This is a genomic window from Brevibacterium aurantiacum (genome assembly GCF_007558825.1).
Classification (GTDB): Bacteria; Actinomycetota; Actinomycetes; order Actinomycetales; family Brevibacteriaceae; genus Brevibacterium; species Brevibacterium aurantiacum_A.
Window position 1 is genome coordinate 192,781 of the sequence record NZ_VLTK01000002.1, and the last position, 13,804, is coordinate 206,584.

General features: G+C 62.4%; 12 protein-coding genes. 2 read left to right on the forward strand and 10 right to left on the reverse strand.

Annotation, left to right across the window (positions count from 1 at the left end):
• Nucleotides 1–72: 72 nt before the first annotated feature.
• The 8 genes from FO013_RS03350 to FO013_RS03385 all read right to left on the reverse strand — a co-directional run bounded on the left by FO013_RS03350 (nt 73) and on the right by FO013_RS03385 (nt 9,507).
• Nucleotides 73–1,521 carry a dihydrolipoyl dehydrogenase family protein gene (locus FO013_RS03350; RefSeq protein ID WP_143921156.1) on the reverse strand — a complete coding sequence of 483 codons (1,449 nt, stop codon included), beginning with the start codon at nt 1,519–1,521 and terminating at the stop codon, nt 73–75.
• A gap of 18 nt (nt 1,522–1,539) precedes the next feature.
• Complete coding sequence (locus FO013_RS03355; RefSeq protein WP_143921157.1) at nt 1,540–2,439, reverse strand: macrolide 2'-phosphotransferase; 900 nt, start codon at nt 2,437–2,439, stop codon at nt 1,540–1,542.
• A 71-nt stretch (nt 2,440–2,510) separates the two neighbouring features.
• The gene (locus FO013_RS03360) at nt 2,511–3,512 is read right to left on the reverse strand and encodes a sugar kinase (protein ID WP_143921158.1); all 1,002 of its coding nucleotides are present in this window, start codon (nt 3,510–3,512) and stop codon (nt 2,511–2,513) included.
• Complete coding sequence (locus tag FO013_RS03365) at nt 3,512–4,156, reverse strand: bifunctional 4-hydroxy-2-oxoglutarate aldolase/2-dehydro-3-deoxy-phosphogluconate aldolase (protein WP_143921159.1); 645 nt, start codon at nt 4,154–4,156, stop codon at nt 3,512–3,514. The genes FO013_RS03360 and FO013_RS03365 overlap by 1 nt, the downstream gene beginning before the upstream one ends.
• 14 nt (nt 4,157–4,170) lie before the next feature.
• A complete protein-coding gene (manD, locus tag FO013_RS03370; protein WP_143921160.1) occupies nt 4,171–5,415 on the reverse strand; it encodes a D-mannonate dehydratase ManD in 1,245 nt (414 codons plus the stop codon).
• A gap of 76 nt (nt 5,416–5,491) precedes the next feature.
• Nucleotides 5,492–6,892 carry an MFS transporter gene (locus tag FO013_RS03375; RefSeq protein ID WP_143921161.1) on the reverse strand — a complete coding sequence of 467 codons (1,401 nt, stop codon included), beginning with the start codon at nt 6,890–6,892 and terminating at the stop codon, nt 5,492–5,494.
• 117 nt (nt 6,893–7,009) lie between these two features.
• On the reverse strand, nt 7,010–8,014 hold the full coding sequence (locus tag FO013_RS03380; RefSeq protein WP_143921162.1) for an L-idonate 5-dehydrogenase: 1,005 nt from the start codon (nt 8,012–8,014) through the stop codon (nt 7,010–7,012).
• Nucleotides 8,015–8,031: 17 nt separating this feature from the next.
• Nucleotides 8,032–9,507 (reverse strand): mannitol dehydrogenase family protein, encoded by a 1,476-nt coding sequence (locus FO013_RS03385; protein WP_143921163.1) that lies wholly within the window; start codon nt 9,505–9,507, stop codon nt 8,032–8,034.
• Between the two features lie 185 nt (nt 9,508–9,692).
• On the opposite strand from FO013_RS03385, the gene FO013_RS03390 reads away from it, so the two are divergent.
• Entirely contained in the window at nt 9,693–10,472 is a 780-nt protein-coding gene (locus FO013_RS03390; RefSeq protein ID WP_143921164.1) for an IclR family transcriptional regulator, read from the forward strand.
• A gap of 167 nt (nt 10,473–10,639) precedes the next feature.
• Here FO013_RS03390 and FO013_RS03395 read toward each other — a convergent pair whose 3' ends face one another.
• Both FO013_RS03395 and FO013_RS03400 read right to left on the reverse strand, forming a co-directional pair.
• Entirely contained in the window at nt 10,640–11,362 is a 723-nt protein-coding gene (locus FO013_RS03395) for a DUF998 domain-containing protein (RefSeq protein ID WP_143921165.1), read from the reverse strand.
• A gap of 149 nt (nt 11,363–11,511) precedes the next feature.
• Nucleotides 11,512–12,993, reverse strand: a complete 1,482-nt coding sequence (locus FO013_RS03400) for a hypothetical protein (protein WP_143921166.1) — start codon at nt 12,991–12,993, stop codon at nt 11,512–11,514.
• A gap of 211 nt (nt 12,994–13,204) precedes the next feature.
• Here FO013_RS03400 and FO013_RS03405 point away from each other — a divergent pair, with 211 nt between their 5' ends.
• Complete coding sequence (locus FO013_RS03405) at nt 13,205–13,666, forward strand: nuclear transport factor 2 family protein (protein WP_143921167.1); 462 nt, start codon at nt 13,205–13,207, stop codon at nt 13,664–13,666.
• Nucleotides 13,667–13,804 lie beyond the last annotated feature (138 nt).

Genomic DNA, 13,804 nt, shown 5'->3' on the forward strand with positions numbered 1-13,804 from the left:
CGAAGACGACCAGCCACATCTGATCATGGCGACCGTAGCCTGGTGGGCCTTGCCGGCGTCAAATACGTGTTTTCAACTGCTGAAACGGAGCTGGCGAGGCAATCCCTCCAGCAACGGCAGCCACAGTTCAGAAGCTGCTGGGAAGCTCGGAACCGCATGGCGCAGAACATGAACAGGTAACTGCCCGACGATCGCCACCGTCGCTGGGTGAACCAGTTCGGCGGCTTCTGGGCCGACGAACGTGGCTCCGAGGAGCAGGCCGGTACGAGCGTCGACGACAATCTGTGCCGTTCCCTCGGCATCATCGCGCAGAAGGGATGTGCCTGCGCTGCTGGTGAACGGCAGTTGGGAGACTTCAATCTCGTGCCCATCCTTCTGGGCTTCTGCCTCTGTCATTCCCACCGAGGCAACCTGCGGATCGCTGTAGACGACTTGAGGGACCGGAACGTCTTCGGGGACGGATTCGGATTCTTCGCCTGTGGCACGGGCACGGATCTGTGCGCCGATGACGCGTGCACGATATTTGCCCCAATGCGTCAGCGGTGCTTCACTGCTGGCATCTCCGACGGCATACAGCCAATCGGGCAGACGTCCCGCTGCGATGTCCTCGCCAGCGAGTCCCACGCTCTCAAGTCCGAGTTCGTTGAGCCGAGGCTCTCGGCCCGTTGCCACGAGGATCTCATCCGCTGTGACTGTGGACTCTCCGGCGGGGCCGAGCGTCTGGACTGTGACCTGTCCGCCGTGGACCTGGCCCAGCCCGGTGTCTTCGGCACCAGGACGGTAGCAGGCCTCAACCTTGGTTTCCAGGTCGATGATGACTCCTGCACTCTCGAGTGCCTTGGCGACGTGCTCTCCTGCGAACGGTTCCTGACCGGATAGAAGGCCCTGACCTCGCACGAGCATGTGGACACGAGTGCCAAGTGCTGCCATCCACGTTGCGGCTTCCACTGCAACGACACCGCCACCGACGATGATCAGCGAGTTCGGCACCTCCCTGACGCCGGTCGCATCACGGGAGAGCCAGGGTGCGACATCGACAAACATCTGAGGCACGGTCGGCTGAGAACCGGTGGCGATGACAACCGCATGTCGCGCTTGAACGACTACTGGATTCGGTTCGTTGATCATGACTCGCCGTTCGTCGATCAGCTGTGCGTGGCCGCGTTCTACCCGCAGGCCAGCACCCTGAGCCCAGTCGATCTGGCCCTTGTCTTCGTAATGATTGACCCACTCATCGCGTCGCTGCAGAAGTGCCTCAGCATCGATATGAGCACCGCTGAGACCATCCAGGTGCTGGGTCACGTGGGCCAGTTCAATGGGACGCAGCATCGTCTTCGAAGGGATGCATGCATAGTAAGAGCACTCTCCGCCCAGCAGCTCCTCCTCAACGATGATTGCCTGAAGATCGGAGTCTTCGGTCGCATACTGGGCCGCGTTCTCACCGACAGGGCCACCGCCGATGACGATGATATCTGTGGTCAGTGTTTCAGCCTTGGCGATGTTGGCGTCTTCGGCACTCATCTCGAACCTGCGCTTCCTTCATTCGGTGGGATTCAGTTGTGCTTTCGCTGCCTCTATATGGCCAGCATCGCCCGTCTGCAGTGCGTAGAGCCCGAGCTCGACCGGCGAAGTGGAGAACAGTTCGCCGCAGTGTTCGGCGAATTTCGGCCAGATCCTGCCGCCCTTGTCGACATAGCGTTTGATCGTCGCGTCGAAGACCTCGGTCGAGACGCTGGCGTGATGGAACATGAAGTCTCGTGCAGGATCCCCGATGGCGGCGGTCGTCCAGTCGAGAATGCTGAGATTGCTCTCACCGTCCATGAGCTGATGTGCCGGATAGACCTCACCGTGGGTCACCGTCGTCCATTCAGGCCAGTAGCTGTCGTCGTCGAGCCACTCGGCCCACCGTTCACGCAAACTCTGGGCCACATCGAACTCAGCCACGACGCGAGCGATGTCATCACTCTTGCGCTGCCTGACCTCGGCGGGGGAGTACTCAGCGATGCCCGAGGGGCGAACGACCGAGGGATCGACGGAGTGGAGCTCAGCGAGGAAATCGCCGAGGGATTCGGCATACTCGCGCGACTCGAGGTCGAAGTGCCATTGCGGCTGACCCTGCTCATCGATCGTCAGCCCAGGTTTGCCGGGCAGAAGCGGGTAGGCGATGAGGTCGTCAGTGTGGACCTGCCAATCGGGGACCGCGACACTGAGATGGGGTGCGATGGACCGCAGAAAACGCCCCTCGACGGCGGCTCGATCGGTGACGTCTGGGCGACGTGGGATCCTCAGCACCCACGACCGGCCATCGACCGCCTCGGCGATGGCGACCTGGAAATCGAGACCCAGCTCATTGACGGTGATGGTCTCGAGGACGATGTCGAGTCCATGGCTCGAGGCCAGGTCGCGGATTGCGGCTGTGCCGGCGGAGTGCATCTGCATGCTTCACAGCTTCCTGGTCGGGACAGACAAATGCAAGAGCACGAACGATGAGCTCTGCTGCTGCCGCGGTCCTAGCGCTGCACAGGGTCCGCACCGGAATCGAGGAACTCATCAAGCTCCGCCGGAGTGGGTGAGGCCTCCCAATCCCCGGGGATCGTGCACATGAGCGCGCCGCAGGCATTCGCCCGGGCCAACTTCTGCTCGATCGTCCATCCTTGCACATCTCCGCTGAGATAGCCGGCGACGAACGCATCACCGGCGCCGACGGTATCTACGACGTCGACCGTGTGGCCTGCCGCCGTGACGGAAGCACCTCCGTTGACGGACGTGGCCCCGAAGGCACCGCGCTTGACCACGACCTCGCGACGTCCATCGGGATCGAAGGAGCGGACCAAACCGGCGATCGCCTCGGCGCTGGTGGTCCCAAACGAGGTTCCCTCGCGCAACTGTGAAACAGGGGACACGAGGGCGATCTCTTCCGGTGACCCGAAGACGAGGTCCGCGTATCCACACACCTCGCCGATGGCTTCGGCTGCGACGCCGGGCTCAGCGAGGGAACACCGGTAGTTGATGTCCAGGCTGACCCGCACCCCGGCGTCATGAGCACGCCTGACGACGCTCAGACAGGTCCTGCGTGCCGACTCAGATAGCAGGGGAGTGATCCCCGTAAGATGAACAAGCGAAGCGTTCTCGACGACCCCGGCCGCGATGTCGGCGGGAGAGAGCCGCGAACCTGCAGAATTCGAACGATAGTAGGTCACCCGTGAGGTGCCGCGACCACGGAACTCCTTGAGCATGAGGCCGGTGGGGACATCCGGATCAAGAGTCGCACGAACATCGACTCCCTCGCCGCGGATCTCCCGCACTACGCGGTTGCCCAGCGAATCATCGCCGACACGACCCACCCAGGACACTGGAATGCCGAGCCTGGCCAATCCGACAGCGACATTCGACTCGGCCCCGCCGATGCCGATGGTTGTCTGAGCCACATGGGCAAAGGATCCGGTCTGAGCACCTGAGAACAGGCCCATGGTCTCGCCGAGAGTGAGTACAGAGCCGCTCGTGTTGGCCATCAGAAATCACTTCCGGCACACAGATCGACGAAGGCGCGGCCACGATCGGCAAGTGCACTCAGATCGCCGCCGGCCAGAGCATCACCGAGCAGCGGCCCACCGACGCTGACCGCAGCCGCACCGGCACGAAGCCACTGGGCCGCCGACTCCAGGTCGACGCCACCTGACGGAACTACGACCATATCTGGAAACGGTCCCCGCAGATCCTTGACGTAACCTGCACCGAGGCGACCGGCCGGAAACACCTTGACCGCGGCAACTCCGCGACTCCACGTCGAGAACAGCTCACTGGGAGTGAACCCGCCGGGAATGAGCGGGACACCGGTCTTCAAGCCACGGTCGATGACAGAAGGGTCGGTGACCGGAGTGACAAGGTAATTCGCTCCCGCACTGATGGCTTGGTTCAACTGATCGGGTGCGGTGACAGTACCGATCCCGAAGTCCACCTCCTCGCCATACTGCTGTGTGAGGGAAGGAAGCAGGCCAAAGACGCCAGGGGTGGTGAGGGTGAGCTCGAAACTGCGCACACCCTGCTCCGCCAGCGTTTCGATGACCGGGGGCAGATCCTCCGATCGATTTCCCCGGAGGACGACGACGAGTCGGGATTCGGCGGTAGCCTGAGGCAGCACCTGACGGTTGTTCATCTGGGGTCTCTTTCTCACCAGTCGTGGAGGCTGCCGTCTTGAAGACGGTTCACCGGAAGGTACGCGGCAGTGTACGGGTGTTCGGCCGCGAGCTGTTCGTCGAGTTCGACTCCGAGGCCGGGTGCTTCGCCGGGGTGGAGGAATCCGCTGTCGAAGGTGTAGGAGGTCTTGAAGACCTCGAGTGTCGCGTCGCTGTGCGGCATGTACTCCTGGATCCCGAAGTTGTGGATGGCCAGGCCGAGGTGCATGTTGGCGGCCATGCCGACAGGGGAGACATCCGTGGGACCGTGCAGACCCGAGCGGATGCCGTAGATATCGGCGAAATCGAGGATCTTCTTCATCGCAGTGATCCCACCAGTGTGAGTGGTCGAGGAGCGCACATAGTCGATGAGCCGATCGGTGATGAGCGTCTGATAGTCGTAGACGGAATTGAACACTTCACCCGTGGCCAGTGGTGTTGTCGAGTGCTGCCGGATGAGACGGACGGCTTCCTGGTCCTCGGCAGGGGTCGAATCCTCGAGCCAGAACAGATCGTAGGGTTCGAGCGACTTCGCCAGTCGTGCCGCTTCGATGGGGGAAAGACGGTGGTGGGCGTCGTGGAGCAGGCTCAGTCCGGGCCCGAACTCCTCGCGGACCTGGGCAAAGATCTGCGGAACATGGCGCAGATAGGAATGAGTGTCCCAGTCCTCTTCTTCCGGGCGGGTCGCAGCCGTTCCGTCTGCGGCACGGTGGGCCGGCTCGTAGTCGTACTTCTCGCCCGGCTTCGCTGTCGCCGAGACCCCGTAGACCGTGTCCAGACCCGGTACTCCGGTCTGAACGCGAATCGCGGTATATCCCTGATCCACGTATCCGCGCATCGCTGCCGACAGGGTCGCATAGTCGTTTCCGGAGGCATGGGCATAGACCCGCAGAGCGTTGCGGCTTGCTCCGCCGAGGAGCTGGTAGAGGGGCACGCCGGCACGTTTGGCCTTGATGTCCCACAATGCCATGTCGACAGCGGCGATCGCACACATCGTCACGGGGCCTCGGCGCCAATACGCTCCTCGGTAGAGGTACTGCCACGTATCCTCGATGCGGTTCTCGTCGCGACCGATGAGCGTGGATGCGAGATGGTCGCTCAGGTATGACGCGACGGAGAGCTCGCGACCGTTGAGGGTGGCATCACCCCACCCGACGAATCCGTCGTCGGTGGTGATCTTCAGTGTGACGAAGTTGCGTCCGGGACTGGTGATGATGATTTCGGCTTTCGAAATGCTCACAGCGGCAGTGTCCTTTCGAGAACCGCCGACCGGCGGTGGCGATTGATAGGTGGAGTGTATTCAGAGGCCATCGCGGTCAGACTGCGTTTCGCGGATCGCGCAGGTCACGGCCAGCGACCTCAGGCATGAGGAATGTTCCGATGAGCGGGCAGACGGTGAAGAACGCGAGCATGACGGCCACGGGGACCCATGAGCCAGTGGTGGCGCCCACCCATGCTGCGGCAATGACTGGACCGATGCCTGTCGCTATCATGGCCGCGATCTCACGGATGATTCCGGTTGAGGCATAACGATGGCGTGAGCCGAAGATCTCCGGCAGGGTGAGGTTCTCCAACGAGGCCAAAGCCATGACGGATACATTGTGCATAACGACGTAGGCGATGAGCAGGGTCGGCATCTGGGCACCGGAGATTGCCATCATCGTGGGGACGATGAGAATGAGCGAAATGATGCTCATCACCTGGTACATGCGGCGTCGGCCGAACTTGTCGCCGAGGGCGCCGACGATCGGGACAGTCGCGAAAGCGACCAGGGAGGACACGATGACAACGGTCGTGCCGACCGACGGTGACATGGCGAGGGTGATGGTGATGAACGAGACCATGTAGGTCTGCAGGATTCCCGAGTTTCCTGCCTGTCCGAAGCGAAGGAGGAAGGCCGGCACCATGGCACGCCACTTCTTCTGTTCGAGGGCTTCGAGCATGACGGAGTCATTTTCGGCGGTCGCTTTGGCACGAGTCTCGTCCTTGGACAGTGCGACTCCCTGGTCGACGTGGGTACTCTCCTCGAAGACCGGACTCTCCTTGAGCCGGTAGCGGATCCACACTGCGAAGACGAGGATGAGCGCGCTGGCGAGGAACGGGATCCGCCACCCCCAGCTGAGCAACTGCTCTTCGGAGAGCACGGCGACGAGGATACCCCAGATGGCCGAGGCGCCGAGGGTTCCGCAATTGGTTCCAAGGGCCACGAGTGAAGCAATGACTCCGCGTCGGTCCTTTGGGGCATATTCAGCGAGCATGACACCGGCGCCGGAGATCTCCGCACCCGCGCCGAAACCCTGGACCAAGCGGAGAACGACAAGGAGGATGGGAGCGAGAATTCCGACCTGATGGGCAGTGGGGAGCGCCCCGATGAGCGTCGTGGCACCACCCATGAGAGCGATCGTGATGAACAGAATCTTTGTGCGTCCGATCCTGTCACCAAGGCGACCGAAGTACCAGGCGCCCAACGGCCGGGCCAGGTAGCCGACAGCATAGGTCGCCATTGCCGACACGACCGCGAGTGCGGGGCTTTCACCGACGAAGAACAACTGACCGAAGACGAGTGCTGCTGCCAGCGAATAGAGCTGGAAGTCCATGAACTCGAGTGCGGTACCCAACCAGCCGGACATGGCGGCGCGCACAAGATCTCCAGTGCTGCGTTTTGCCTCTGCGGGCGAGGTGCCGCCCGCAGCAGATGGGTTGGTGGAAGTCGACATCGTTGTTCCTCCTGTGGTGGTGCGGAACCCTCGTTGGTGCCGCTGAACGTCTTGTAGGTGATGTAGCGGGTGATGCTGGGGACGTCGAAAATGACGAGCACTCTCGAGTCCAGGTTTCTAGAACTCGATGAGAACCTTGCCGGACACGGCCGAGTCCTTCGCGATCTCAAATGCGGAGACAGCCTCGGCAGCAGGAAGGACGTGCGTGACGACCGCCGCAGCCGCAGAGTCCGCCGTGAGCATTTCGATCGCATCGTCGATCTCAGTGCTGAAGCGGAAGGTGCCTCGCAATTGGATCTCCTTTGACACGAGTCCCGAGAGATTCACGGTGATGTCGGCGTCGGCGAGCGTTCCCACCTGAACGATGACACCGGCCCGGCTCGCTGAGGTGATGGCTTGGGAAAGTGAAGGCGGTGCAGCCGAGCATTCGAAGACGATGGGAAATGCAGTCGAGGGAATCTCATCCCTGCCGACAACGAAGGTCTCATCGGCGCCGAGGCTGCGGGCACGGTCAAGGGCGGATTCCTGGATGTCACCGACTGCGACGTGTTCCACACCGCGAGCTACGAGGGCAGCGACAATGAGGAGACCCACCGGGCCTGCCCCGAGGACGAGTGCCCGATTGCCCAACTGCTGCCCGGCGGTGGTGAGTGCGTGGAGCGCCACCCCGAGCGGTTCGGCCAGAGTGGCGTCGCGCAGGGACAGATTCGGCGGAAGTCTGCGCAGCATGTGCTTCTCGACGAGGATGTACTCGGCTGCGGCACCTTGTCGGTGCGGGAAGCCTGCGGCGCTGCCGAGGTAGTCACCTCCGGGCCACAGATGAGGATGATCCGCGATGTCGTCCTCTGGGGTGCCGTATCGTGCCGGGTGGACGGTGACGGGAGTCCCGGGCCCCCACTGCCCGGATGGGTCGCTCTCAACAAGGGCTGAGAGTTCGTGACCCGGAGTGAAAGGTTCGCGGATCAGGTTCTCGCCGTTCTTCCCGTGGAAATAGTAGTGCAGATCCGAGCCGCAGATGCCGACGAAGCGCACACGCAGCAGGACTTCGCCCGCACTGGGTTCGGGGACGGTTGTGTCATCGAATCGCATATCTTCGGCACCGTGGATGAATAGTGTCTTCATGGCGGAATGCTCCTGTTTCAGCGTGCTGTGGAGATGTCGGCGACGGCGGCCCGTGGGCCCTTGCTGATGATGAGGGTGAGCAGCTGGGTCACTCGCGTCGTGAACGCGTCGTGACCGGCGAGCTCGCGGGGGAAGAAGCCTCCGTCGATAATTCGATGAACGTGATCGTAGATGGTCGTTGCTCCACAGACGGCTTCGGCGAGGGACTTCCTGGCCGGTTCGACGATCGATGCTGCGAGTGGACCTGGAGAGAAGTCCAACGGCGGTGCGACACATGCGATCCATGCCGCTGTGCACAGGGCCAGGCTGTGTGGAACCGTGCCGCGTTCGAGATTGAACAGTGCCGCCTCGGGGATGCGTTGGAGGAGTTTGAGTGATCCGTCGGAGGCGACCTGAGTCGTAGCGTGTCCGATGAGGGGATTTCGCCAACGCGCGTCGAGTGCCGAGACATAGGCCTTGGCATCGAATCCAGTAGGGAGATTGATCGTCGGCAGGTAGTCGTGCTCGATTCCGCTGATGACAGCTTCCTGCACGAAGTCCAGACTCCATGCGGTGTCGATCGTGGCAGCATCGGAGAGGATACCGAGGTAGGCGATGAGTGAATGTGAGCCGTTGAGTAAGCGCAGTTTGACCAGCTCATAGGCTTCGACCTCGTCGGTGAAGAGCGCGCCTGCAGACTCCCATGACGGGCGTCCAGCGGCGAAGTCGTCTTCGAGGACCCACATGGAGAATTCCTCGGCAGGCACGGGGGAGAGGTCCGTGATTCCGAGTAGCTCGGCGACCTTGGCGCTGTGGGCATCGGTGGTCTTCGGTACGATCCGGTCGACCATCCCATTGGGGAAAGTCACCGATGACGCGACGAAGTCGACGACGTCAGAAGGTGCTCCGGTGGCATCGAGATATTGGGTGACGACGTCTCGAGTGACGTCTCCAGCCGACTGCAGATTGTCGCAGCTGAGGATGGTCATCGGCTCGCCGGTCTGAGCGCGGTGGCTGAGCCCACGGGCGATGAGGCCGATCGTCGACCTCGGCGTTGTGGTGCCTGCGATCTCAGCGGCGATGGCGGGGGAATCGACGGCGAGATCTCCGGTGGTGGGATCGCGTGTGTAGCCGGCTTCTGAGACCGTGAGGGTGACGATGCGATGTGCCGGATCGCTGATGGCGTCGATGACCGCATCCGGATCCGCCGAGGCGACGCCCGAGTTGCGATGGACATCGATGAGGCCCGCGCTTGCGCCGGACTCCGTCAGCTGGAGAACCGAGTAGAGATTGTCCTGAGCTTGCATTGGGTCAACGACACGAGCCGATGAATGGGCGAACCCGCGGATTCCCCAATCGCCTCCGGCCGCAGCCATGGCCTGGGCAGTGTAGACCGCGGCGTGCGCGCGATGGAAATTCCCCAATCCGAGGTGGACGATGCCGGTGCGGTCTGAGGCGCAAGCCCCGATGAGGGAATCAAATGGTGCAGTGGAGCGGTCGAGTGCTGGTGTCATGACGTCGTTGTCTCTCCCGGACGCGTTGCTATTGAACTAACGACGTTTCGATATACGAAACGCAGATTTCGTTTAACAAAATGGACTGTACTCTGGGAGCGTACCCAGCGCAAGAACATGCCGGGTGCAGTGGACTTGAGTTCGGAAGCGAGGCAACGATGACTGTGACGCGCAATAATGGGAGTATGACCGCACGCGACACTCCTTCGGCCCCTGTGACCAGTCTCGATCGCGCTCTGGATGTGCTCGAGGTGGTTGCAGCTGCGGGCCCAGAGGGAATGGCGCTTGGCGACATCGCAAAGACGACGGTAATCAACAAGGGCTCGGTTCATCGACTGCTTTCGGGTTTGGTTCGTCGGGGATATGTCCTCCAAGACGACAGTGACCGGAGGTACGTGCTCGGCGAGGCTTCTCACCGGCTGGTGCAGTCATTCGGGGTCGAGGCCAACCTTCCGACCCTGTTCCGACCGCTGCTGTTGGAGCTCTCACGTCAGACCGAAGAGCTGGTCCATTTGGGAACGCTGGACGGGCGGAGAGTGGTCTACCTCGACAAAATCGAGCCGGAGCGATCCATGCGAGTGTGGTCGCGAGTGGGACGTCGCGTCCATCTTGCAACGACCGCACTCGGGCGCGCCTTGACTGCGGCGGAGCCGCACAGTGACTCCTTGGTGTCCAGCCTCGTCGCCGAGGCAGATCCTGGACACGACCAGCCTGACCTGGAAGCGCGCTTCGTTTCCGCTGTTGACAGCGCGCGTGAGAGCGGTTGGGCGATTGAGAACCAGGAGAACGAACCGGGCATCGCCTGTGTGGGAATTGCACTGGTGTCATCGACTTCGAGCGACGTAGCCATCAGCGTCACCGGCCCCGCCGACCGGATGTCCAGCGCGCGCTTGGACGAGGTGGGTCAGCTGCTGCTGTCTTTGGGGGCGCGGCTGGCGCCTGAAGGGTATCGGACCACCGTATGAGGCGAGCAGAATGATCCGCTACCTTCATCTCTGAATGACGGCCCGCATCTCTGAATGACGGCCTGGTCAGTCGCACCATTAGCCGGGAGCCGACACCGTCACCCTGGAGTACCTGTTCCCAGGTGATGCTTGCCTCGGCGAGGCAGAGAGACTATGCCGAAGACGGCTCAGCCCAGTGCTCCGACCGGGGAACCTGTTGGGATCGATTGTCTGTGCTGACGGCCGAGCAGAACAGCACCGATGAACATCTCCCACGCCACGATCGCGTACATGCCGATGCGCTCCCAGGCGCCGTCTGGAAGAAGCGTCCCCGGCAGGGCGCGGACGTCGACCTGGAGCATGACGATGCCGAGAATCCCGATGGCCCCGATCATGACGCTGAAGACTCCAACGCGGCGGCTGCGGCGGGTGAGAAGCAGGGAAGCGCCCATGCAGATCGCCGTCAGGTGTCCGCCGAAGAAGGCGAAGAACGCGCCGAGGAGGTGAACCCAGCCGAGACCGAGGTCGTTGTTGTGCTGACCGCCGTTGACGACCGCAATCATCACCATTCCCAGGGCGTGGAGGCATGCGAAACTGATGGTCCCTGGCCGCAGGGGAAGCTTCAGGCTGCGTGCTGCGTACAGCGCCGCGGTCGCGAACAGGAGCCCCTGGATGACGAAGGCGACGTTGATGACCAGGTGAAGGGGCGAGTCAATGGGCCTATTGCCCAGCATTTCGATATCTGGCACGCCGAGGTCGCTGATGTAGTTGAACGAATACGAATAGTGGTTGAACGCGGCGGCGGTGACAGCTTCGGCGAAGAGATAGACCACGCCGGCGAAGATCCAGCAGATCGCCGCTGTGACGGTCGACCGGTTTGAGGCGGCAGCATCAGATTGAGTCTCACGCATGCCGCCAATAGTAGACGGGAAAGTAGGTTGGACAAGCCGTTTTGCCACTTTGAATCGACCGACACACCCTGAACGGGATTCTGAATGCCCTTGTCAGGGGTGAATTGCCGTGCAAATATGAAATCATCCTGTTGATCGGATCCACATGATCAATGAGAACCGAATAGGCAGCAAGGAGAGAGCGCATGAGTACAACTACCATTATCTGGATAGTCGTTGCGATCGTCGTTATTTTGATTGTCGTCGGCATCATCATCGCGGTCAGCCGTAAGGCCGCAGCTAAGAAGCGCGAACACCAGCGCAAGGAGGCCGCCCGGATCCGTCAGGAGACAGCTGAGTCCGAGCATGAAGTTCATGCTCGGGAAGCGGACGCCGAACAGCGTAAGGCAGAGGCCAAGAAGGCCGATGCCGACGCCGAGGTTCAGGCCGCAGAGGCTAAGCGCAAGCAGGCTGAAGCCGAGAAGCTGGACGCTGACGCCGCTGAACGTGATCGTCTTGCCCAGGAGAAGCGTCTCGAACAGGAACGCCAACTTAAGCGCGCCGATGAGCTCGATCCCGACGTCGACACGCACGGCAACAAGAACGCCGCTCCCGGTGCAGCTGCTGGAGCCGGTGCCGCCGCTGGTGCGGGGGCCGGTGCAGTGGCCGGTCATGACCGTCACAATGACGACCGTCCGGTCGCCGATGACCATCACCAGGATGGTCGGCCTGTCGCCGATGGTCGTCACCAGGATGGTCGGCCTGTGGCCGATGAGCGCCACCATGACGGTCAACCGGCTGCCGGTGGTCGTCCGATTGCGGACGAGCGTCATGCGGGCCACGATCCTCGTGCTGCCGATCAGCGTCCCGCCGATGACGGTCGCCCCGTTGCAGACGGTCGACCTGTTCCCGATGAGCGCCGCGTAGCCGATGACCGTCCAGTCGCTGATGGTCGTCCGGTTGCCGATGATCGTCACCATGAGGGACGCCCCGTTGCAGACGGTCGACCTGTTGGCGACGGCCGTCCCGTTGCCGATGAGCAGCATCACGCGGGTCACGATCCTCGTGTCGCTGACCAGGGGCAGGACGCAGGCCAGCAGCCGCCAGCTGCCAACGACCCACGGGTCGCTGACCAGCGTCAGGCTCAGGAGCCGCCGGTCGCCAACGATCCTCGTTTTGCTGATCAGGGTCAGCAGCCACAGGGTCAGCAGCCACAGGGTCAGCAGCCACAGGGCCAACAGCTTCCGGCTGCCCACGACCCTCGCTTCGCTGATCAGGGTCAGCAGCCACAGGGACAGCAGTCCCAGGGTCAGCAGCCTCCCGCTGCCCACGACCCTCGGGTCGCTGACCAGCGTCAGGCGCCGGCCGGACAGGATCCGCGCTTTGCCGACAACGGTACAGGCCGCGAACCGGGCGATCGTCTCGGCGATCGACCTGTCGACGATGGCCGTCCGGTGGCGGACGACGACCAGCCGGTCGAGGACGATTACCGTATGGGCGGCCGCAACCGACCAACTGCGGATGGTCGTGCTCCTCGGGCTCCCGAGGGCGATCCGCGTGCCGCTGAGAACGATCCTCGTCTCAACGACCGCAGCTACGATCCTCGGCCCACCGAGAAGAGGACTTTCGAGGACCCGGACACTCCGCGGCACTGAGAGAGCTTCCGACTCCCAGCAGGTTCCTAGACCTATCCTGACCTGCCGAGACACCACCGCGGCGCCTCAACCCACTTCAGGGTTGGGGCGCCGCAGTGCGTTGTCGGCATATGTGTCACGGAGTCATCCGCAACGTCCAGCACCGGGGCAGGTGCGGGGCTACAGTGGCTGGTGACACCCGACGTCATTGACTCAGAGAGGAACCGTCATGTCAGAGGCTCGCCCGCCTTTCCCACCTTTCACCGCCGAAACCGCCGCACAGAAGGTGCAGGGCGCCGAGGATGCGTGGAATACCCGTGACCCCCAGAAGGTCTCGCTGGCGTACACACCGGATTCGGTGTGGCGTAATCGCGATCAGTTCCTCTCCGGTCGCGCGGAGATCGTCGACTTCCTCACCAAGAAGTGGGAACGCGAACTCGACTACGCACTGCGCAAGAGTCTGTGGTCGTTCAGTGAAGATCGGATTGCCGTGCGCTTTCAGTACGAATGGCATGACACGACCGGCCAGTGGTGGCGCAGCTACGGCAACGAACTGTGGGAATTCACCGGTGATGGTCTCATGTCCCGTCGCGAGGCAAGCATCAATGATGTCACCATCGCCGAGGCGGATCGGCGGATATTCGGTCCCCGTCCAACCGGGGACCGCGGCCAGGACATCGACCTCCGCTGACGGAGAGCCACCTCGGCGGCGGTGCCGGATTTGTACGGACCTTGCACGGTGCTGACAGCATAGAAGGACCACCGGTGATCAGGTCTGCCTGCGACGTGATCACCGGTGGTTGTCAGTCTGCGGACCGTCACGGGTGAC

Bases quoted from the DNA above. Each gene is read 5' to 3' on its own strand.
- FO013_RS03385 (WP_143921163.1), bottom strand. From the start codon at position 9,507: ATGACACCAGCACTCGACCGCTCCACTGCACCATTTGATTCCCTCATC.
- FO013_RS03355 (WP_143921157.1), bottom strand. From the start codon at position 2,439: ATGCAGATGCACTCCGCCGGCACAGCCGCAATCCGCGACCTGGCCTCG.
- FO013_RS03360 (WP_143921158.1), bottom strand. From the start codon at position 3,512: ATGGCCAACACGAGCGGCTCTGTACTCACTCTCGGCGAGACCATGGGC.
- FO013_RS03395 (WP_143921165.1), bottom strand. From the start codon at position 11,362: ATGCGTGAGACTCAATCTGATGCTGCCGCCTCAAACCGGTCGACCGTC.
- FO013_RS03350 (WP_143921156.1), bottom strand. From the start codon at position 1,521: ATGAGTGCCGAAGACGCCAACATCGCCAAGGCTGAAACACTGACCACA.
- FO013_RS03380 (WP_143921162.1), bottom strand. From the start codon at position 8,014: ATGAAGACACTATTCATCCACGGTGCCGAAGATATGCGATTCGATGAC.
- FO013_RS03375 (WP_143921161.1), bottom strand. From the start codon at position 6,892: ATGTCGACTTCCACCAACCCATCTGCTGCGGGCGGCACCTCGCCCGCA.
- FO013_RS03390 (WP_143921164.1), top strand. From the start codon at position 9,693: ATGACCGCACGCGACACTCCTTCGGCCCCTGTGACCAGTCTCGATCGC.
- FO013_RS03405 (WP_143921167.1), top strand. From the start codon at position 13,205: ATGTCAGAGGCTCGCCCGCCTTTCCCACCTTTCACCGCCGAAACCGCC.
- FO013_RS03365 (WP_143921159.1), bottom strand. From the start codon at position 4,156: ATGAACAACCGTCAGGTGCTGCCTCAGGCTACCGCCGAATCCCGACTC.